This is a genomic window from Sphingomonas larreae (assembly GCF_051400595.1).
In the GTDB taxonomy this organism is placed as follows: Bacteria; Pseudomonadota; Alphaproteobacteria; order Sphingomonadales; family Sphingomonadaceae; genus Sphingomonas.
Window position 1 is genome coordinate 1,432,521 of the sequence record NZ_JBLFFI010000001.1, and the last position, 19,354, is coordinate 1,451,874.

The window sequence follows — 19,354 nt, forward strand, 5'->3', positions numbered from 1 at the left end:
CGTCTCCAGCGAAATAGTAACTTTTGGTATGATGCGGGGGTGGCATGACGCGACAGCGTAGGCAATAGGCCAGCGCTGCTGCCGCGTCGCGTCGACCGTCGTGGGGCGGTGCGCGCTTTCTTTCTCGTGTGTCGCGGCTACAGGGAGACGGCGTTCTTGCGCGAGCGCCGCCCTCATGCTCGTCATGCCGAGCTTGACCCGGCATCCATGGTGCCGCGTGAGCCGCGGCCGATATGCTCGCGCAAGCATGGATCCCGGCTCGGGGCCGGGATGACGAGGAGAAGGCGCCGGCGTCTTACCCGTCGCGGCAAGGCGCCTTGATCATGAGAGAGAGATCGGCCGACGCATGTTTTCCCACCGCCTGATCGCTCCCCTGCTCGCCGCCGCGCTGCTCGCGACCTCCGCCGCAGCCCGTGACCGCGGCGCGGTACGGCCGCAGCCGCCGGCGCGGCTGCTCAATGCGGTCGCGGCGCTCGGCCAGCGCTTCCCCGGAGAGGTCGGCATTTCGGTGCGCGACGTCGAACGGGGCTGGACCGTCGCCTGGCGCGGCGGGGTGCGGCGCCCGCAGCAGAGCGTCAGCAAATTATGGGTCGCGCTCGCCGTCTTCGACGCAGTCGATCGCGGCACGCTCACGCTCGGCAAGGCCGTGACGGTGCGGCGTGGCGACCTCACCCTGTTTCACCAGCCGATCCGCGCGCGCGTCGGCGCCGGCGGGCTCCGCCTCACCGTGGCGAAGCTGCTCGAATGCGCGCTGACGCGGAGCGACAATACCTGCAACGATGTGCTGCTGCGCCAGGTCGGCGGACCCGCCGCGGTGCGCCGCACGCTCGCCCGCAAGGGGATCGCGGGCGTCACCTTCGGGCCGGGCGAGCGGCTGCTGCAAGCGCGCACCGCCGGGCTGACGTGGCGCTCCTCCTGGGCGGGGGGCGAAGGCTTCCTGCGCGCGCGGGCGCGGCTCAGTCTCGCCGCCCGTCGTCGCGCGCTGGAACGCTATATCGCGAGCCCGCCCGACGGCGCTTCGGCCGACGGTGTGACGCTCGGGCTGGCGCGACTCGCGCAGGGGCGGCTGCTGAGTCGCGCCTCCACCGCTCGCATGCTCGCGCTGATGCGTGCGAGCCGCACCGGTCCGCTGCGGCTGCGCTCGGGACTGGCGCGCGGCTGGACGCTGGCGCACAAGACCGGCACCGGGCAGGAGCTGGGCGCGCTCGCGACCGGCACGAACGACGTCGGCCTGCTCACCGCCCCCGACGGGCATCGCTATGCCGTGGCGGTGCTGATCGCTCGCACCCGCGCGCCGCTCGGCACGCGGCTGCGGCTGATGGGGGACGTGACCCGCGCGGTGGTCCGCGCGCACGGCTGACGCGTGATTGATCCGAGTCACTGGCGTCTTGGCGCGATCCGGCGCAGCCTGCGCGCTCCCTAATCGGAGATCTGCCGCATGCGTTCTGCCCTGCTCGCCCTCGCTCTCGCCGCGCTCGCACCGCTGGCGCTCACCGCCGCCGCCCCCAAGACGGCGCTCGAGCCGCGCGCCGCCTTGTACGAGCTGCGGACCTATTATCCCGCGCCGGGCAAAGCGGCCGCGCTCAACACACGCTTTCGCGAGCACACGCTCGGCATCTTCAAACGCCACGGCATGACCAACGTGGCCTATTGGAACGAGCTGCCCAGCGCCGACTATCCCGAGGGTCGCGTCGTCTACATCCTCGCCTATCCGGATCGCGCCGCGCGCGATGCCGACTGGAAGGCGTTCGTGGCCGACCCCGAGTGGCAGCGCGTCGCCAGCGCGAGCGAGGCCAACGGCAAGCTGGTCGCCAAGGTCGACAGCGTGTTCATGACGATGACCGATTATTCTCCGCCGCTGCGGCTGAAGTAAGCCAAGGGAGCTCCCGACCGCTTTCTCCGTCACCCCGGACCTGGGCCGGGATTCACTGCTTCGCGCGCTCGCCGGCCATGGGTGCGCGGGATGGTGGACCCTGGAACGTGTCCGCGATTGTCGAAGGAGGACAAGCCGCGGCCGGCCTCGCCTCCTTGACGCGCATCACGGCACCGCCGCGGCCTTCGTTCGTTGTGTCCCCGCATCCAGCAGGAGATAGAGCATGGCCGATACCGCCACCAAGTCGAACAAGAAGACCGCGCTCACCGACTCGTTCAAGACCCACTTCGGCGGCGATGCGCCGCTCACCGAAAAGGCACGCGGCTTCGCCAAGGAGCGGCCGTGGACCAGCGCGGCCTTCGTCGGCGTGGCCGCGCTCGCCGTGCTCAACACGCTGCGCGGCAAGGCCTGACCTCGCGGGCGGCCGCGGCGCTCAGTTCGCCGCGGCCGCGCTCGCCGTTCCGCTCGGCGCGTCCGCCGCGATCGGCAGCCAGATCGCGCTCGCCGCATCGCCGCCCCAGCGGACCGTCTGCGTCGCCTTCACGTAATCCCGCGGTGTGGCGTGCATGATCGACGGCACCCAGGATTGCGGGTTCCGGTCGTACAGCGGGAAAAGCGACGACTGGACCTGCACCATGATGCGGTGCCCCGGCAGGAAGACGTGATCGACGTTCGGCAGCGACCAGCCGAACGTATAGGTCTTGCCCGGCGTCAGCGCCGCCGGCGTGGCGAAGCCGCTGACGTAGCGCCCGCGGAAGATCTCGATCCCGAGCGCGAGCTGATATCCCGCCATCACCGGGTCGGCGCTATTCTCCTCGGGATACACGTCGATCAGCTTGACCACGAAGTCGCCGTCGCGCCCGCTGGTGGCGGCGCGCAGGTCGACCTTGGGCGCACCCTTGATATGCACCGGGCGATCCAGCGTGGCGCCGGTATAGCTCAGCACGTCAGGACGACCGTCGACGAAGCGTTGGTCGTGCACCAGCCACGTGCGCCATTCCTCGCCCTGCATGTGGATCGGACGCGGCAGCATCGGCACCGGCTTGCCCGGATCGGACACATAGCTGTCGCTGCCCGCGCGCGGCTTCTCCCACGACAGCGATGCGCCGCCGGCGAGATAGAGCGGCCTGTACTGCCCCGCCGGCCAGCGCTGCGACACCTCCCAACGATCCGCCCCGGTGGCATAAGTGAGCACCGGTGGCGTGTCGCACGGCGCCGGGTGAGTCTTGAGATGGCAGTCGAGGAACGGCTTCATCCAGCGCGTGCGGAACTGCCTGCCGGTGTCGCCCTCCCACTTGAGCGGCCCGAGCTCGCGCGCCTCGTAATTGACCTGCGAGTGACGCCACGGCCCGATCACCAGACTGACGAGGCTGTTGTTACGGTCCTGCCCCGTGAGCGCGTGATACACCGCGGGTGCGCCGTAACTGTCTTCCTGGTCCCATTGACCGACCACCAGCATCGTCGGGACCGTCAGCTTGCGCGCGCCGAGCAGCTTGTCGACCGCCTGGCCCTGCCACCAGGCGTCATAGCTCGGATGTTCGAGCACCTTGCGCACCACCGGCAAGTCGAGCAGCCCGTAGTGGCGCGCGTAATCGCCCGCCGAGCCCGCCGCGAGATAGGCCGCATATTCGTCACCGCCCCCCTTGGGCACCGCGCCGCCGCCCGACTTGACCGTCTGCCCAAGATCATAATCGAAGCCGAAGGTGCGGAACGCGCCGTTGTGGAACCAGTCGTCGCCCATCCAGCCGTCGACCATCGGGCTCTGCGGCACCGCCGCCTTCAGCGCGGGATGCGGGTCGATCAGCGCCATCAGCGACGTGAAGCCGAGATAGGACGAGCCGGTGATACCCACCTTGCCGTTGCCCTCCCGCACGTTCTTCACCAGCCAATCGATCGTGTCATAAGCGTCGGTGGCGTGATCGACCTTGGTCGCGTTGAGCGGGCCGCGCAGCGGGCGGTTCATCACATAATCGCCCTCGGACTTCCCCAGCCCGCGCACGTCCTGGTAGACGCGGATATAGCCATCATCGACGAACTCGGCGTCGGCGACGGGCAGGATCTCCTCGATATGCTGGCTGCGGTTGCGGCTGGTCGCCTTGTCCGCATCATAGGGCGTGCGGCTGAGCAGGATCGGCGCGTCGGTGACGCCCTTGCGATAGACGATCACGGTGTACAGCCGTGTGCCGTCGCGCATCGGCACCATGGCGGTGCGGCGGACGTAATCGGCTTCGGGGCGGACCCAATCGTAGCTGGCGACCTGCTCGTTCGCCATCGTATCGGTGCGCGCGCCCGCACTCGGCGGTTGTTGCGCCCGCACGGCGCCTGACGGGGACAGCAGCGCGGGGGCCAGAGCGAGCGCGATGGAGCGGCGGGCGGGCGGGAGTGACGAGCGCATCATGGCGCCTGAGGTGCAGGGCGCCGCTGGCGCGGTCAAGCCGGTCCGCTTCGGTCCTCTTGGCAGCCGCCCCGGACATGCTATTCGTTGGGCGAAACCAGCAGGTTGCCGCATGCACGCCCCCGACCCTCCCGCGCCCGTGGACGCCGTCATCGGCGCTTTCGACTGGTCGGCCACGCCGCTCGGCGCGGCGGAGCATTGGTCACCCGCGCTGCGCGCCGCGGTGGTCGAGTCGCTTGCGCCCGCGGGCGACGCGACCGTGCCGGTGCCCACCGCCGCTGCCGCGCTGGACGCGTTGTTCGACGCTGCGCCGTTCGGGCTCGGACTGTGGGACCGCGAGTTGCGCTTCGTCCGCGTCAACGCGAGCTTGGCGCAGATGAACGGCCTCCCGCCAGAGGCGCATCTCGGTCATACCCCGCGCGAGCTGCTGCCCGAGATCGGCGGGATTGACGCGCTGGAGGAGCGCTGGCGCGCGATCATCGCCACCGGCGAGCCGTGGTTCGACGTGGAAGTGCATGGCGGCACCCCTGCCAACACCGACAAGGAGCGCAGCTGGCGCGAGCATTTCTTCCCGATCCGCAACGGCGATGCGATCGTCGGGCTCGGCGCGGTGGTGGAGGAAACCACCGAGCGCGACCGCGTCGAGGCGGCGCTGCGCGCGAGCGAGGCGCGCTTCCGCGAGTTCGCCGAAGCCTCGTCCGACGTGCTGTGGCTGTACAACCTCGACCGCGCCAATTTCGCCTATCTCAGCCCGGCCTTGCGCAAATTGTACGGCGTCGCGGCGACGAGCGGACGCGGCGCGCCGCTCGCCTTCGACTGGTCCGCCGCGATCGTTGCCGAGGATCGCGCATTGGCGGCGGCGACGCTGGACCGGGTCCGCCGCGGCGAGCGCGTCACGCACGACTTCCGCGCCCGCATCCCGGGCAGTGGCAAGGTGCGCTGGCTCAAGAACACAGCCTTCCCGCTGCGCGAGCCGGACGGGCGGATCAGCCATGTCGGCGGCATCGCGCAGGACGTCACCGAGGAGCGCGACACCGCGGCCCGGCTCCAGATGCTGGTGGGCGAGCTGCAGCACCGTACCCGCAACCTCATGGGCGTGATCCAGGCGGTGGCGGAGAGCACACTTGAGGCGAGCGATAGCCTCGCCGATTTCGAGCGCGCCTTCTCCGCGCGGATCGACGCGCTGTCGCGCGTGCAGCAGCTGCTGTCGCGGATCGAGGGACTGGAGCGGGTCGGCTTCGACCAGCTGCTGCGCTCCGAGCTCGCCGCCTTCGGCGCGCTGCCGGACGACGACTCGCGGGTGTCGCTGGCGGGGCCGCGCGGCATCCCGCTGCGCTCGGGCGGGATCCAGACGCTCGCGCTGGCGCTGCACGAGCTGATCACCAATTCGCTGAAATATGGCGCGTTGAGCCAGCCCGGCGCGACGCTGTCGGTACGCTGGGCACTGTTGCCGCCCGCACCCGGCGAGCGCCCGCGACTGCGCTTCGACTGGGAGGAGCGCGGCGTGGTGATGCGCGCGACCGCCGACTCGCCGCCGCGCGTCGGCCAGGGGCGCGACCTGATCGAGCGGGCGGTGCCCTATCAGCTCGAGGCCACTGTCGATTATGCGCTCACTCCTGACGGTGTGCGCTGCGCGATGGTACTGCCGCTCTCGCACACGCTGGCGAAGGACGCGGCGGCGTGAGCGTTCTCACCGGGCTGCGCGTGCTGGTGGTGGAGGACGAATATCTGCTCGCGCGCCAGCTCGAGCGGGCGCTCGTCCGCGACGGCGCGATCGTGGTGGCGGTGGCGCCCTCGGTCGCTGCCGCACTCGCCGTGCTCGCGGACGGGGCGACGCCCGACGTGGCGGTGCTCGACCTCAACCTCGCGGGCGAGAAGGCCTATCCGGTTGCCGCCGCGCTGCGCCACGCGGCGATACCGTTCGCGTTCGCGAGCGGCTATGATGCGGAAGATCGCGACCCGGCCTATGGCGACGTTCCGCATCTGCACAAGCCACTGACCATGCCCGCGCTGACACGCTGCCTCGCCTCGCTGGCCGGCCGCGACCCGGATTGAGCGCCGCCGCCTACCGGAGACGATGATGATCGACGACCGCCTGACCCGCCGCACGCTGATCGCGGCGCTCGGCGCCACCGCGCTGCCGACGAGCGTGCGCGCCGCGCCGACGACGCGCGCGCTCTTCGCGGGCGCTTACAACAACGAGGGCGGCGCTGGGCTGTTGCCGCTCGACTATGCGCCCGCGCGCGGCGCGTGGCACGCACACCCGCCGGTCGCGGCGGCGCCGGATGCATCGTTCGCGGTCCGCCACCCGCGACTGGGGCTGCACTATCTCGTGCAGGAGGGTAGCGACGGCCATGTCGCGGTGTTCCGACCGGGCAGAAGCGCGTGGCAGCGGCTGGCGCTTCTGTCCTCCGGAGGTGCGGATCCCTGCCACCTCGCGTTGAGCGCCGACGGCGGCGCGCTCGCGGTCGCCAATTACAGCAGCGGCAGCGTTGCGCTAATCGCGCTCGACACGCGGACGGGCGTTCCACGCGGTGAGGCCCAAATGGTGGCGCATCGCGGTAGCGGCCCCGACACGGAGCGGCAATCCGGACCGCACGCGCATTGGGTCGGGTTCAGCCCCGATCGCCAGTGGCTCTGGTCGGTCGATCTCGGCGCCGACGCGATCTTCGCGCACCGGCTCGCAGGCGGCACACGCTTGGGCGAGACCCGGCTGGCCTATCGCGCGGCGGCGGGGAGCGGGCCGCGTCACCTCGCCCTCCACCCGCGGCTGCCGCTCGCCTATCTGGTCGCCGAGCTCGACAACAGCGTAACGGTGCTGCGCCGGAGCGCGGACGCCCGCTTCACCGCGATCGCGCGCCATGCAACACTGCCCGCGGACTTCACCGGAAAGAGCCAGGCAGGCGCGATCGCGATCGATCCGCGCGGGCGCTGGCTCTACGCCTCCAATCGCGGCGCCGACAGCGTGGCGGTGTTCGCGATCGGCGCGGACGGCGCGCTCACGGCGCTACAGCACATTGCGTGCGGCGGACGATGGCCGCGCCACATTGGCCTGCTCGACAGCGACCGCCGGCTGCTCGTCGCCAACCAGCGCAGCGGCACGATCGACTGCTTCCGCGTCGGTGATGACGGTCGACTGGCCCCCTTCGGCGCGGCGGCGTACGCCCCCGGGGTGGCGTTCGTCGGCGAAATCTGAGCGCGTCCAGCCCGGTTCAGCTCGCCAGTCGCGGGAAGCCGGCGCGGAACGCTGCCACCTTGGGCTTGTCCCAGCGCATGATATACGGATGGTACGGGTTGCGCTGGAAAAAGTCCTGATGCTCCGGCTCGGCCGGATAGAAGGCGCCGCTTTCTACCTTGGTCGCGATCGGTCGCGCGAACGCGTGCGCGGCGCCGAGCTGCGCGATATAGGCGGCAGCGACCGCGCGCTGCTCGGGCGTCTGTACGAAGATCGCGGAGCGATAGCTGGTGCCCACGTCGGGGGTCTGGCGGTTCACCTGGGTCGGATCATGCGCCACCGAGAAATAGACACGCAGCAGGGTCGCATAGCTCACCTGCCGCGGATCGAAGCGAATCCGGATCGCCTCGGCATGACGCGTCGTTTCGCTGCTGACGTCGCGGTAGTTGGCGGTCGCGGCGGTGCCGCCGGCATAGCCCGCGGTGACGTCGCGCACACCGCGCACCTGCTGGAACACCGCCTCCATTCCCCAGAAGCACCCGCCCGCGAGCACCGCGGTCTGCAGGTTTGCGGTAGGCGCGACGTCGCGCGCCGCGGCGGGGATCGGCACCGCGCGCTCCGCCTGCGCCGAACCGCAGCCGGCGAGCGGGACGAGGGCAAGCGCGAGCGCCGCGAGCGAGCGGAGGTTGATGGTACTCATGGTGGAGAAATGGGGTGCGCCAGCGCCCGCGGCAACATGGATCAGCGCGGGTGTGCCAGCCGCCGGCACTTATGCTCGACCGCCGCTATGCTGGCGCGAGACGCACCTTTGGCAAGCCGCTGCGCTTGGTGAAGGGAGGGGGCGCCAAGCAAGTGACGCCACGACCATCGGTGATCGCCGCCGTCCCGCGGCCTTGACTCAGCGTGCCCCGTGAGTCGCTGCGTCAGCGCGGACCGGCGTCTCGGCCTGGCTTGCATGAATACCGAGCATCGCTGCCGCACCGATCAGAAAGCCGCCGGCGAAGCGGCGCGCGAAGCTGGAGGTGATCAGTCGGGTCATGGCGTTACTCTCGTCTCATGCCGCTCGCGCGGCTGGCTCCGGTAGCGGCGCGACGCATTGCGGCGCCGCGGGGCTGGGAATAGGTCTCGGTGCGTGAACCGTCGCTGGGCGGCGCGTTCATCCGCCGCCCATATAGGCGCGCGACCCACACGCAGATATGTCAACGTTGGAACAGAATCGTTTCCAAGCGTCGCAGTCAGGCCATTCAGCGCAGCGCGGTGCACGCCTCCTGGATGCGGTGGCACGCCTCGGTCAGCAATGCCTCCGACGTGGCGTAGCTGATCCGCATCGCGGGCGAGACACCAAAGGCGACGCCCTGCACCGCCGCCACCTTGGCGTCGTCGAGCAGATAGCTGACGAAGTCGCTGTCGGTGTCGATCCGCTTGCCCGCCGGCGTCGACTTGCCGATCACGCCGCTCACGTCAGGATAGACGTAAAAGGCACCCTCGGGCTTGGGGCAGGTAATGCCCGGAGTCGCGTTGAGCATGCCGACCACCAGGTCGCGCCGCGTCTGGAACGCGGCAGCGCGCTCCTTGAGGAACGACTGGTCCCCGGTCAGTGCGGCCACCGCCGCGGCCTGCGCGATCGAGCAAGGGTTGCTGGTCGATTGCGACTGCAGCTTGCTCATCGCCTTGATCAGCCAAGGCGCGCCGCCGGCAAAGCCGATCCGCCAACCGGTCATCGCATAGGCCTTGGAACAGCCGTTGACGGTCAGCGTCCGCTCGTACAGCGACGGGCACACCTCGGCGATCGTGGCGAAGCGGAAGTCGTCGTAGACGATATGCTCGTACATATCGTCCGCAAAGATCCACACGTGCGGATGGCGCTCGAACACCTCACCCAGCGCCTTGAGCTCGTCCACCGTATAGGCAGCGCCGGTGGGATTGGACGGTGAGTTGAGGATGACCCACTTGGTCCGCGGCGTAATTGCGGCCTCGAGCATCTCGGGCGTGAGCTTGTAGCCGACGTCCGCGCCCGCCGCGACGATCACCGGGGTGGCGCCGGCGAACTGCACCACATCGGGGTAGCTCACCCAATAAGGCGCGGGCACGATCACCTCGTCGCCGGCGTCGAGCGTCGCCACCAAGGCGTTGAACAAGGTGTGCTTGCCGCCGACGTTCACGCTGATCTGCGCGGGCGTGTAGTCCAGCGCGTTGTCACGCTTGAACTTGGCGACGATCGCCTCCTTCAGCTCGGCGGTGCCATCGACGTTGGTGTATTTGGTCTTGCCCGCGCGGATCGCCGCGATCGCGGCCTCCTTCACGAAGTCGGGCGTGTCGAAATCGGGCTCGCCGGCGCCCAGCCCGATCACGTCGACCCCGGCGCGCTTCAGCTCCAGCACGCGGCTGGTGATCGCCAGCGTCGGCGAGGGATTGATGCGGTCGAGCGCGGCGGAGGTGTGCATGAGCGGGCGCCTTCAGTGAGGAAGCGCGCGTGCCTATGCGACGCGCGTCCGCATCATGCAACCGCGAGCTGTGCCGGCATCAACCCGCGCAACGCGTTGCCCAGCAGAAACCCGTCCGCCAGATCACCCGGCGCGAGATCGCCCTCCACCGCCCGGCCCTGCTCGAGCAGCTCGCCGCGCAGCACGCCGGGCAGCAGCGCGCCGGCGCGCGGCGTCACCAGGACACCGCCGCGCGCGACGAACACATTGGTGAAGCTGCCCTCGGTCAGTTGGCCAACCGGATCGACGAACACCACCTCGTCCAGGCCCGCGGCGCGGCGCGCGGCGTCGTAGAAGGCGCGATCGCTCGTCTTGTGGCGCAGGCGCCAGTCGGCCGGGGACACCGGCAGCGTCGCAAGCGCCACCCGCAACGCGGCGCGCGCGGGCGGCGGTGGCGGGGTGACCTCGATCGCCACCGCGCCCGACGGCGCCAGCACCAGCCGCACCCGCGCGCGCTCGCGCAGCCGGAAGGTCGCGGCCTGCAGCTCGTTGCGCGTCGCGTGGCGATCGAAGGTGAAGCCGAGAGCGCTCGCGCTCGTCTTCATCCGCGCGAGATGGCGGTCGACCAGCAGCAGCCCGTCGAGCGGGTCAAAGGCGATCGTCTCGATCAGATCGGGCGTGGCCGCCGCGCGCGCCACGAACGCCGCCTTGGCCAGCGCCTCGTCCCACTCCGAGTCGACGTTCGAGTCGGCGACGATGCCGCCCCCTACGCCCAGCGTCGCAGTCGCCGCACCCGGCGCGATCGTCAGCGTGCGGATCGCGACGTTGAACTGCGCGTCGCCGGCCGCATCGATCCGACCGATCGCGCCGGTGTAGACGTCGCGCGCATCACGCTCGATCGCGGCGATCGCCTGTATCGCACGGCGCTTGGGCGCACCGGTGATCGAGCCGCACGGGAACAGCGCGGCAAGCACGTCCGCGGCGTCCTGCCCCGGCGCCAGCGCGGCAGTAACGGTGGAGGTGAGCTGGTGGACGCTGGGGTAGGTCTCCACCGCGAACAGCTCGGGCACCGTGACGCTGCCCGCCACCGCGACGCGCGCGAGATCGTTGCGCATCAGGTCGACGATCATGAGATTCTCGGCGCGCTGCTTGTCGTCCGCGGCCAGCTGCCGTGCCGCCGCCGCGTCCGCGGCGGGATCCGCGTCGCGGCGCGCCGTGCCTTTCATCGGACGGCACGTCAGCCGCGTGCCGTCGACGGCGACGAACAGCTCGGGCGAGAAGGACAAGATGGTGTGCTCGCCGGTCGCGACGATCGCGCTCCAGCCGGCGCGCGCCTGCGGGCGCAACCGGGCGTACAACGCGAGCGGATCACCGAGGAAGGGGACCCGCGCGCGAAAGGTAAGATTGAGCTGGTACAGGTCACCCGCCGCGATCAGCGCCTGCGCCTGCGCGAACATCGCGGCATAATCCTCGCGATCGAGCGCGGGCTCGGGCACGCCGACCCAGCTCGCCGCCGCCTCGGGGAGCAGCGCAGTCACATCGGCGATATCCTGCCATCCGTCAAACACGCCGAACCAGGCCAGCGGCGGCGCTTGCGCCGCGCGCGGCACCGCACCCGTTTGCGGCACGAACGCCGCGGCGGCATCGTAGGAAAGAAAGCCCGCCACATCGCCCTCCGCCGCCGCGGCCTCGCGCAGCAGGGCGGGGACCGCCGCGATCGTCTCGGCGCGGAGCACGCGGCGCGGCTGCGTATAGAGCCGCGCCGTGCCCGCACCGGGTCGCGCATCGTCGAGCAGCACGAAAGGCGGTTCGGGCACCATAACAGCGGTGATGCCCGCGCGCCGCCGCGCCGGCAAGTCGCTCTGCCGCGTTAAATTGCCTCGAAGTCGCGGAAAGATCGGCGATTCGCTGCCCGGGGCGGCGATCGCACCGGCTTCGACAATGCACGGCGCCGCCGCTATGCGGGGCACGCGCGGCGGTTCGGCCCGCGCGAGGAGCGAGCCATGAGCGACACCCCGCTGCGCGCAGCGATCATCCCGGTCACCCCGCTCGAGCAGAATTGCACGTTGATCTGGTGCACCGCGACGATGCGCGCCGCGGTGGTCGATCCCGGCGGCGACCTCCCGCGGATCACCGCGGCGATCGCGCGCGCCGGGGTGACCGTGGAGAAGATTCTGCTGACCCACGGCCATATCGATCATGCCGGCGCGGCCAAGCCGCTCGCCGACTCGCTCGGTGTCCCGATCGAGGGACCGCATGAGGACGATCGCTTCTGGCTGGCGCGGCTCGACGAGGATGGCCGGCAATGGGGCGTCGAGGGCACCGTATTCGAACCGAACCGATGGCTGGTCGAGGGCGATACGGTGAGCGTCGGTGACCTGTCCCTCAACGTGTACCACACCCCCGGCCACACCGCCGGCCATGTCATCTTTCACCATGCGCCATCGCGCTTCGCGCAGGTGGGCGACGTGCTCTTTCAGAACTCGATCGGGCGCACCGATCTGCCGCAGGGCAATTACCCGCAGCTGATCGAGTCGATCACGACCAAGCTGTGGCCGCTCGGCGACGCCACCGCGTTCATTCCCGGCCACGGCCAGCCGAGCACCTTCGCGCACGAGCGTCAGCACAACATGTTCGTGAGCGACCGCGTCCTGGCGCAGTGATCGCACGGTGATTCGGCCTAGCCTCGGATGCGGACGAGGTCAGCCATTCGACGGGTGATTCGTCGGTGTTCGTCAGGACTTGGGTATGGAACACCGCAGCATCCATTGCCCGCCTCGCCCGTTGATGCCAGCGGAGACAGACGTGACCGGCTCGACTTGCAACAGCGGCGGAAATCGCTATAGGCGCGGGGCTTCGCGATACGAGCCGATGCCCGGCTGTCCGCCGCGGCCGGCCAACGCGTCGGCCGCGCGGCCCCGGACATCGGCTCGTCGCTGTTACGAACTCTTAGATAGATCAAGGTGCCGCGATGGCCGTCCCCAAGCGAAAGACTTCCCCCTCCCGCCGCGGCATGCGCCGCGCGCACGACGCGCTCTCGGTGGAGGCGTTCCAGGAGTGCCCGAACTGCGGCGAGCTGAAGCGTCCGCACAATCTCTGCACGGCCTGCGGTCACTACAACGGTCGCGAGGTCATCGCGGTCGACGCCTAAGCGCGGTGCTGCCGCGGCCGAGCATCAGGAGTTGGGTTAAGTGATGTCCGACAGGTCCCGGATCGCCGTCGATGCGATGGGCGGCGACGAGGGGTTGGCTGTCATGCTGGCCGGGGTGGCGCGCGCGCGCCGCCGCTTCGACGACGTCAGCTTTCTGCTGGTCGGCGACGGTGCGGCGATCGCGGAGGGGCTGAAGGGCCACCCGAACCTGTCGCAGCACTCCGAGATCGTCCACGCTCCGGACGTGATCGCGGGCGACGAGAAGCCGAGCCAGGCGATCCGGCGCGCGCGTACCACCTCGATGGGCGTTGCGATCGACTTGGTAAAGCAAGGTCGCGCCGGCGCTGCAGTCTCCGCTGGCAATACCGGCGCGCTGATGGCGATGGCGAAGCTGTCGCTGCGCACCATGCCGGGGATCGATCGTCCTGCGCTCGCCGCTTTGCTGCCGACGCTCGGCGACAATGACGTGGTGGTGCTCGACCTCGGCGCCAACACCGAATGCGATGCGCGCAACCTCGTCCAGTTCGCGGTGATGGGCGCCGCTTATGCGCGCACCACGCTCGACCTCGAATCGCCGCGCGTCGCGCTGCTCAACATCGGCAGCGAGGACCAGAAGGGTACCGAGGAGATCCGTGACGCCGCGCAGATGCTGCGCGTCGCGGGGCACCTGCCGATGAACTTCACCGGGTTCGTCGAGGGTGACCGGCTGTCGCGCGGCGAGCATGACGTGATCGTCTGTGACGGTTTCTCGGGCAATATCGCGCTCAAGACCGCCGAGGGCACCGCACGCTTCGTCGGCGACCTGCTCAAGCGCGCCTTCACCAGCTCGGTCCGCTCCAAGCTGGGCTTCCTGATCTCGCGCCCGGCGACCGAGCTGCTGCGCGACCATCTCGATCCGAACAACCACAATGGCGCGGTCTTCCTCGGGCTCAACGGGCTGGTGCTGAAGAGCCACGGCGGCGCCAATGAGCGCGGGGTGGCCACGGCGATCGGCAATGCTGCCAAGATGGTGAAGGCCGATCTCGCGCGCCGCATCGCGGAGGATCTGCGCCACTTCGAAGCGAAAGCCGCCGCATGATCCGTGCCGTGCTGACGGGGACGGGCGCGGCGCTGCCGGCGCGTCGTGTCTCCAATGCCGAGCTAGCCGAACGGGTCGACACGTCGGACGAGTGGATCGTCGAGCGCACCGGGATTCGCTTTCGCCATATCGCAGGCGATGGCGAGACCACCGCGACGCTGGCGCGCGATGCTGCCACCGCCGCGATCGCCGCCGCCGGGCTCGTCGCGCAGGACATCGACCTGATCGTGCTGGCCACCGCCACGCCCGACAACACCTTTCCCGCCACCGCCACCAAGGTGCAGGCGATGCTGGGGATCAACGATTGCGTCGCGTTCGATGTCGCCGCGGTTTGCTCCGGCTTCCTCTATGCGGTGCAGGTGGCGGACAGCATGATCCGCGCCGGCGCGCACCGCCGCGCGCTGGTGATCGGTGCCGAGACGTTCAGCCGGCTGTTGGATTGGGAAGACCGTACCACCTGCGTGCTGTTCGGTGACGGTGCCGGCGCGATCGTGCTCGAGGGGCGCGACTCGCCCGACGACAACGCCGATCCCGCGGCGCGCGGCATTCTCGCGACCCGGCTCCACGCAGACGGCCGCCACAACGACCTGCTCTACGTCGACGGCGGCCCGTCGACCACCGGCACGGTGGGCAAGCTGCGGATGAAGGGACGCGAGGTGTTCCGTCACGCGGTCGTCAATCTCGCCGCGGTGATGGAGGAGACGCTAGTCGCCGCCGGGCTGCCGACCGACTCGGTCGATTGGGTTGTCCCGCATCAGGCCAATGCGCGCATTCTCGACGCCACCGCGCGCAAACTGTCGCTGCCGGCCGGTAAGGTGGTGGTGACGGTAGACCAGCATGCCAACACCTCGGCCGCCTCGGTGCCGCTCGCGCTCGACCAGGCGGTGCGCGACGGGCGGATCCAGCCGGGCCATCTCGTCGTGCTGGAGGCGATGGGTGGCGGGTTCACCTGGGGTGCCGCGGTGCTACGCTTCTGACCCTGACTGGCGGTCGGATCGATCGACAAGCAAACGATTGCGCTATAACAAACCGTAATGACAGTCTTTTACTCGGGAAGGGGGTCGCGGTCATGACGGAAGTGGGCACGCTCACGCGCGCGGATCTGGCGGAAGCGCTGCATCGGCGCGTCGGTCTGTCGCGCGCCGACTCGGCACGTATGGTCGAGCAGATCCTCGAGAAGATGTGCGGTGCGCTTGCCGGGGGCGAGAACGTCAAGATCTCGGGCTTCGGCACCTTCGTGCTGCGCGACAAGGGCGAACGCGTCGGGCGCAATCCCAAGACCGGGGTGGAGGTGCCGATCGCGCCGCGCCGGGTGCTGACCTTCCGTGCCAGCCAGATGATGCGCGACCGCATCGCGGGAGCCAGCTGACGATCGTGGCGTCGGACGAGAAATCCGCCGCCGCTTTTCGGACGATCGGCGAGGTCGCCGCGGCGACGGGAGTCGCCCCGCATGTGCTGCGCTACTGGGAGGAGCGCTTCCCGCAGCTTCGGCCCGTCACACGTGCGGGCAACCGCCGCTATTATCGCCCCGCCGACGTGGCGCTGGTCGAGCGTATCGCTGCGCTGCTTCAGGACGAAGGCTATACGATCCGCGGGGTGCAGCAGCTGCTCGCGCGCGAGCGACGCACGGGGCGCGACCGCGCCGCGAGCGCCGCGCCCGAGGAGCCTAGCCCGGCGCCTCCGCCACCCTCCGGCGGCGATTTGCAGGGCGAAGCGGCGACGATGGCGCGGGTTCGCGTGGTGCGCGATTGGATTGCTGCGGCCCTCAGCGACGACGAGTGCTAGCGCCCGTCCTTACTCGGCCGCCGCCAACGCCTCACGAAGTGTCTGCACCTGCGCGTTGAGCGTCGATAACTGATCAAGCGTCAGCCCCGATCGTTCCAACAGCCGCTCGGCCAGGCAGCCGCACCGCTCGCGCAGCGCCGTGCCCGCCGCGGTAAGAAATACCTGGACCTGGCGCTCGTCGAGCGGATTGCGCCGACGCGTCACCAAGCCCGCAGCCTCCATCCGCTTGACCAGCGGCGTCACCGTGCTCGACTCGAGCGCGAGCCGCTCGGCAATCGCGCCGACACTACGGCCATCCTCCTCCCATAATGCGTGCAGCACGAGATATTGCGGATAGGTGATGCCGAGTTCGTCGAGCAGCGGCTTGTAGGCGCGCCCCACCGCCATGCTGGTAGCATAAAGCGAGAAGCAAAGCTGGTGGTCGAGCGGCAGCGGATCGGGCACGTTTTCTCTCCCTCCGCCTGCCTCTAACCGAATATATATCGCGATACAAATCCGGCTGGACAACCGTGCGCCAGGTTGATAGCAGTCCTTTGTCGCGGTAAGGAATGCCGCACCATATAAGGAGTTCAACATGTCGGTCGATGTCAAATATCGCACTTCCGCGTTCGCCACCGGCGGTCGCGACGGCGAGGCGCGCACCACCGAGGGCAATTTCGCGGTGACTTTGTCCACCCCCAAGGAACTCGGCGGCGTAGGTGGTGACGGCGCCAACCCGGAGCAGCTGTTCGCGGCCGGCTATTCGGCCTGCTTCCTCGGCGCACTCAAAGTGGCGGGCCAGCAGCTCAAGGTGAAGGTACCGGCCGACACCAAGGTCACCGCTACCGTCGGCATCGGACCGCGGTCGGAAGGCGGGTTCGGCATCACCGCCGACCTGCTCGTCGACGTGCCCGGCGTCGAGCGCGCCGACGCACAGCGGCTGATCGAGACCGCGCACCAGATCTGCCCCTATTCGAACGCCACCCGCGGCAACATCGACGTCGGCCTCGCCCTCGCCTGAGGCGGCTCGCGCGGCGCCGAGTTGGCGTCGGTGAAGGTCGCAGGATCGCGGTATGCCGGCGCCCGCTTCCGCCTGCGCGGTCGTCCTGCCGTCGGCGACCCTCGCGGACCCGTGTGCTGCGCCATCCCCATCGGTTTACTGCGCGGCGCCGGCGAGCCGGTGCCGCAACCGATGATGGTGCCTGGGCCCTTATGTGAGATCGGCGGTCCGCTGTTCGACCTAGTCAAGATCGACGCCGCTACGTCGGGCCGCTCGGTCGCGGTCATCATCCCCGAGCTGGTGCTGCGGCGCTGGGGGAGCGGTTGCTCCATGGCCGGCGCGCCGCGCAGCTACGCGACTCGGTGATAGCCGCGCGGGAGCGCGCCTGATGGTCGTCTCCTCGCCGTGGCGCGCGTGATGCAACTCAGGCGAGCAGTCGCGCGCCGACGATCAGCAGCACCAGCGCCAGCGCGGGGGTGACGATCCGCTCGGACAGCCGGTCGGTCAGCCGCGCGCCGAGGATCACGCCAGGGATGGACCCGAGCAGCAGCGCCCCGAGCAGCCGCAGATCGATGTTGCCGATCAGCGCATGACCGATGCCGCCGAGCAGCGCGACCGGCACCGCATGGACGATATCGGTCCCGACCAGTCGCTTGGCGGTGAGGCGGAAGGGATAGAGCAGCAGCAGCAGCGTCGCCCCGAGCGCGCCCGCACCCACCGAGGTCAACGTGATCAGCGCGCCGAGCAGCGCCCCCGCCGTCACGGTGAGCACCGGCTGGTAGCGCAGCAGCGCCTCGGTCCGCGCGCCGTCGCGGCGCGCGAAGCGGCGCGCCAGCGCGGCTCGGAATGGGGTGAGCAGCGCCGAAACGACGAGCGTTGCGCCGAGCAGGTGAACGATCAGCCCGCCGCCTTCGGCACGCTCGTGATGGCTCCACAGCCACCACAAGGTGAGCGCCACCGCGGGCAGGCTGCCGAGGCAGAGTCTGCGCACCACCGTCCAGTCAGCGTTGTTCTGGCGGTGGTGGACGGTGCCGCCCACCATCTTGGTGATCGCGGCGAACCACAGATCGGTGCCGACCGCCGTGGCGGGCGCGACGCCGAACAACAGGATCAGCACCGGCGACATCAGCGAGCCGCCGCCGACCCCGGTGAGCCCCACGATCGCGCCCACGAGGAAGCCCGCGAGCGTGCTCAGCCAGTCCACGTCGCTCGTCCCCTCGCCATCGCGCCTGCTGTGCGCCGCGGCGGGGGCGTGCCGCAAGCGCAGAAATGCTTGGGTGGCCCATCGTCGCCGACGCATTGGGATAGGCAGGAGCCGGTTAACGCGCGTGCAGACGGCCCAGGATCGCGGCGATCCGCTCCCCGGCGTAGCCATCGCCGTACGGATTGCGCGCGCCCGCCATCGCCGCATGCGCGACGGGATCGTCGAGCAAGCGCGCCGCCGCCGCCACGATCCGTGCCGGGTCGGTGCCGACCAGCGCGGCGCAGCCGGCGTCGATGCCCTCGGGTCGCTCGGTCGTGTCTCGCAGCACGAGGACGGGGACGCCGAGCGCGGGCGCCTCCTCCTGCAGGCCACCGGAGTCAGTGAGCACGAGATGGCTCATCGTCAGCAGCCGCACCATCGCCGCATAGTCGAGCGCGGGCAGCACGGTGATGCCGCGCTCGCGCGCGAGCAGCGCCGCCAGCGCTTGCGGCTGGGGTGCCGGATGCGCGAGCAGCGCCACTGCCACGTCACCGCGTCCTGCGAGCGCACGGAGCGCCTGCGCCATCCGTGCCATCGCTGCCTCGTCTTTCTCGCGCCGGTGCACCGTCACGGTCACGACGCGGCGTTCACCCACTTCGGTAGCAAAGCGCGCCAGCGCGGGCGGCACCGCCGAACTCGCCGCGGCGTGCGCGCGCATCGAAAGCAGCGCGTCGATCCCGCTGTTTCCGGTCACGTGGATCGTGCGCATCGGCACCTGCTCGGCGGCGAGTGCGGCCGCCGCGGTCGCGGTCGGCGCGAAGTGACAGTCGGCCAGCGCGGTGATGGCCTTGCGCCATCCCTCCTCCGGCCATGGCGCGGCGAGGTCGCCGCTGCGCAGCCCCGCTTCGACGTGCGCGATCGGCACGCCGCCGAGATGGGCCGCCAGCGCACCGGCGAGCGCGCTGGTGGTGTCGCCCTGGACCACCAGCCGCGCCGGTCGCTCGGTCGCGATCAGCGCGCCGAGCGCTGCCACGCACGTGCCGAGCAGCTGGTGGTGCGGTTGACCCGCGCGCATCAGGTCCAGGTCGATGTCGGGCGCCAGCCCGAGCGCCGCCAGCGTCTGCGCGAGCAGCTCGCGCTGCTGACCGGTGGCCACAACGCGCACCGCGAGCTCGCCGCGGCGACGCAGCGCGGCGATCACCGGTGCCAGCTTGATCGCCTCTGGCCGGGTGCCGAATACCAGCAGGATGCCGGGCTGCGCGTACATGCCTTCCCATTCTAGCGCGATCGGGGGCATGTTGCGGCGCGGAAC

22 protein-coding genes are annotated in these 19,354 nt (G+C 70.1%); 14 read left to right on the forward strand and 8 right to left on the reverse strand.

Annotation, left to right across the window (positions count from 1 at the left end):
* Window positions 1-346: 346 nt before the first annotated feature.
* The 3 genes from ACMGDM_RS06490 to ACMGDM_RS06500 all read left to right on the forward strand — a co-directional run bounded on the left by ACMGDM_RS06490 (window position 347) and on the right by ACMGDM_RS06500 (window position 2,285).
* Window positions 347-1,360, forward strand: coding sequence for a serine hydrolase (locus tag ACMGDM_RS06490; RefSeq protein WP_436803278.1), 1,014 nt, complete (start codon window positions 347-349; stop codon window positions 1,358-1,360).
* 78 nt (window positions 1,361-1,438) lie between these two features.
* Window positions 1,439-1,873, forward strand: a complete 435-nt coding sequence (locus tag ACMGDM_RS06495) for an NIPSNAP family protein (RefSeq protein WP_436803279.1) — start codon at window positions 1,439-1,441, stop codon at window positions 1,871-1,873.
* A gap of 223 nt (window positions 1,874-2,096) precedes the next feature.
* Complete coding sequence (locus tag ACMGDM_RS06500; protein WP_436803280.1) at window positions 2,097-2,285, forward strand: hypothetical protein; 189 nt, start codon at window positions 2,097-2,099, stop codon at window positions 2,283-2,285.
* Between the two features lie 21 nt (window positions 2,286-2,306).
* Here ACMGDM_RS06500 and ACMGDM_RS06505 read toward each other — a convergent pair whose 3' ends face one another.
* Window positions 2,307-4,271 (reverse strand): CocE/NonD family hydrolase, encoded by a 1,965-nt coding sequence (locus tag ACMGDM_RS06505; protein ID WP_436803281.1) that lies wholly within the window; start codon window positions 4,269-4,271, stop codon window positions 2,307-2,309.
* 109 nt (window positions 4,272-4,380) lie between these two features.
* Here ACMGDM_RS06505 and ACMGDM_RS06510 point away from each other — a divergent pair, with 109 nt between their 5' ends.
* The 3 genes from ACMGDM_RS06510 to ACMGDM_RS06520 are packed head-to-tail and all read left to right on the forward strand — an operon-like array spanning window position 4,381 to window position 7,464.
* Window positions 4,381-5,952 (forward strand): sensor histidine kinase, encoded by a 1,572-nt coding sequence (locus ACMGDM_RS06510; RefSeq protein ID WP_436803282.1) that lies wholly within the window; start codon window positions 4,381-4,383, stop codon window positions 5,950-5,952.
* Window positions 5,949-6,323 (forward strand): response regulator, encoded by a 375-nt coding sequence (locus tag ACMGDM_RS06515; protein ID WP_436803283.1) that lies wholly within the window; start codon window positions 5,949-5,951, stop codon window positions 6,321-6,323. The genes ACMGDM_RS06510 and ACMGDM_RS06515 overlap by 4 nt, the downstream gene beginning before the upstream one ends.
* A 25-nt stretch (window positions 6,324-6,348) precedes the next feature.
* Window positions 6,349-7,464 (forward strand): lactonase family protein, encoded by a 1,116-nt coding sequence (locus ACMGDM_RS06520; RefSeq protein ID WP_436803284.1) that lies wholly within the window; start codon window positions 6,349-6,351, stop codon window positions 7,462-7,464.
* 16 nt (window positions 7,465-7,480) lie between these two features.
* On the opposite strand, the gene msrA is transcribed toward ACMGDM_RS06520, so the two are convergent.
* The 4 genes from msrA to pabB all read right to left on the reverse strand — a co-directional run bounded on the left by msrA (window position 7,481) and on the right by pabB (window position 11,686).
* Window positions 7,481-8,143, reverse strand: coding sequence for a peptide-methionine (S)-S-oxide reductase MsrA (gene msrA, locus ACMGDM_RS06525; RefSeq protein ID WP_436803285.1), 663 nt, complete (start codon window positions 8,141-8,143; stop codon window positions 7,481-7,483).
* A 198-nt stretch (window positions 8,144-8,341) separates the two neighbouring features.
* Window positions 8,342-8,482 carry a hypothetical protein gene (locus tag ACMGDM_RS06530; protein ID WP_436803286.1) on the reverse strand — a complete coding sequence of 47 codons (141 nt, stop codon included), beginning with the start codon at window positions 8,480-8,482 and terminating at the stop codon, window positions 8,342-8,344.
* 205 nt (window positions 8,483-8,687) lie between these two features.
* A complete protein-coding gene (locus ACMGDM_RS06535) occupies window positions 8,688-9,887 on the reverse strand; it encodes a pyridoxal phosphate-dependent aminotransferase (RefSeq protein WP_436803287.1) in 1,200 nt (399 codons plus the stop codon).
* A gap of 53 nt (window positions 9,888-9,940) precedes the next feature.
* Window positions 9,941-11,686, reverse strand: coding sequence for an aminodeoxychorismate synthase component I (pabB, locus tag ACMGDM_RS06540; protein WP_436803288.1), 1,746 nt, complete (start codon window positions 11,684-11,686; stop codon window positions 9,941-9,943).
* A gap of 183 nt (window positions 11,687-11,869) precedes the next feature.
* On the opposite strand from pabB, the gene ACMGDM_RS06545 reads away from it, so the two are divergent.
* The 6 genes from ACMGDM_RS06545 to ACMGDM_RS06570 all read left to right on the forward strand — a co-directional run bounded on the left by ACMGDM_RS06545 (window position 11,870) and on the right by ACMGDM_RS06570 (window position 15,880).
* Complete coding sequence (locus tag ACMGDM_RS06545) at window positions 11,870-12,529, forward strand: MBL fold metallo-hydrolase (RefSeq protein ID WP_436803289.1); 660 nt, start codon at window positions 11,870-11,872, stop codon at window positions 12,527-12,529.
* Between the two features lie 308 nt (window positions 12,530-12,837).
* Window positions 12,838-13,017 (forward strand): 50S ribosomal protein L32, encoded by a 180-nt coding sequence (rpmF, locus tag ACMGDM_RS06550; protein WP_028967316.1) that lies wholly within the window; start codon window positions 12,838-12,840, stop codon window positions 13,015-13,017.
* Between the two features lie 43 nt (window positions 13,018-13,060).
* Window positions 13,061-14,095, forward strand: coding sequence for a phosphate acyltransferase PlsX (gene plsX / locus ACMGDM_RS06555; RefSeq protein ID WP_436803290.1), 1,035 nt, complete (start codon window positions 13,061-13,063; stop codon window positions 14,093-14,095).
* On the forward strand, window positions 14,092-15,072 hold the full coding sequence (locus tag ACMGDM_RS06560; protein ID WP_436803291.1) for a beta-ketoacyl-ACP synthase III: 981 nt from the start codon (window positions 14,092-14,094) through the stop codon (window positions 15,070-15,072). The genes plsX and ACMGDM_RS06560 overlap by 4 nt, the downstream gene beginning before the upstream one ends.
* A 92-nt stretch (window positions 15,073-15,164) precedes the next feature.
* The gene (locus ACMGDM_RS06565) at window positions 15,165-15,464 is read left to right on the forward strand and encodes an integration host factor subunit alpha (protein WP_436803292.1); all 300 of its coding nucleotides are present in this window, start codon (window positions 15,165-15,167) and stop codon (window positions 15,462-15,464) included.
* A gap of 2 nt (window positions 15,465-15,466) precedes the next feature.
* Window positions 15,467-15,880 (forward strand): MerR family transcriptional regulator, encoded by a 414-nt coding sequence (locus ACMGDM_RS06570; protein WP_436803635.1) that lies wholly within the window; start codon window positions 15,467-15,469, stop codon window positions 15,878-15,880.
* A gap of 9 nt (window positions 15,881-15,889) precedes the next feature.
* Here the strand turns inward: ACMGDM_RS06570 and ACMGDM_RS06575 are convergent, their stop codons facing one another.
* Entirely contained in the window at window positions 15,890-16,324 is a 435-nt protein-coding gene (locus ACMGDM_RS06575; RefSeq protein ID WP_436803293.1) for a MarR family winged helix-turn-helix transcriptional regulator, read from the reverse strand.
* 130 nt (window positions 16,325-16,454) lie between these two features.
* Between ACMGDM_RS06575 and ACMGDM_RS06580 the strand changes: the two genes are divergently transcribed.
* Both ACMGDM_RS06580 and ACMGDM_RS06585 read left to right on the forward strand, forming a co-directional pair.
* The gene (locus ACMGDM_RS06580) at window positions 16,455-16,880 is read left to right on the forward strand and encodes an organic hydroperoxide resistance protein (RefSeq protein ID WP_436803294.1); all 426 of its coding nucleotides are present in this window, start codon (window positions 16,455-16,457) and stop codon (window positions 16,878-16,880) included.
* A gap of 21 nt (window positions 16,881-16,901) precedes the next feature.
* Window positions 16,902-17,225, forward strand: a complete 324-nt coding sequence (locus ACMGDM_RS06585; RefSeq protein WP_436803295.1) for a hypothetical protein — start codon at window positions 16,902-16,904, stop codon at window positions 17,223-17,225.
* 58 nt (window positions 17,226-17,283) lie between these two features.
* Here the strand turns inward: ACMGDM_RS06585 and ACMGDM_RS06590 are convergent, their stop codons facing one another.
* Both ACMGDM_RS06590 and wecB read right to left on the reverse strand, forming a co-directional pair.
* Window positions 17,284-18,063, reverse strand: a complete 780-nt coding sequence (locus ACMGDM_RS06590) for a sulfite exporter TauE/SafE family protein (RefSeq protein ID WP_436803296.1) — start codon at window positions 18,061-18,063, stop codon at window positions 17,284-17,286.
* A 115-nt stretch (window positions 18,064-18,178) separates the two neighbouring features.
* Window positions 18,179-19,339, reverse strand: coding sequence for a non-hydrolyzing UDP-N-acetylglucosamine 2-epimerase (gene wecB, locus ACMGDM_RS06595; RefSeq protein WP_436803297.1), 1,161 nt, complete (start codon window positions 19,337-19,339; stop codon window positions 18,179-18,181).
* Window positions 19,340-19,354: the final 15 nt, after the last annotated feature.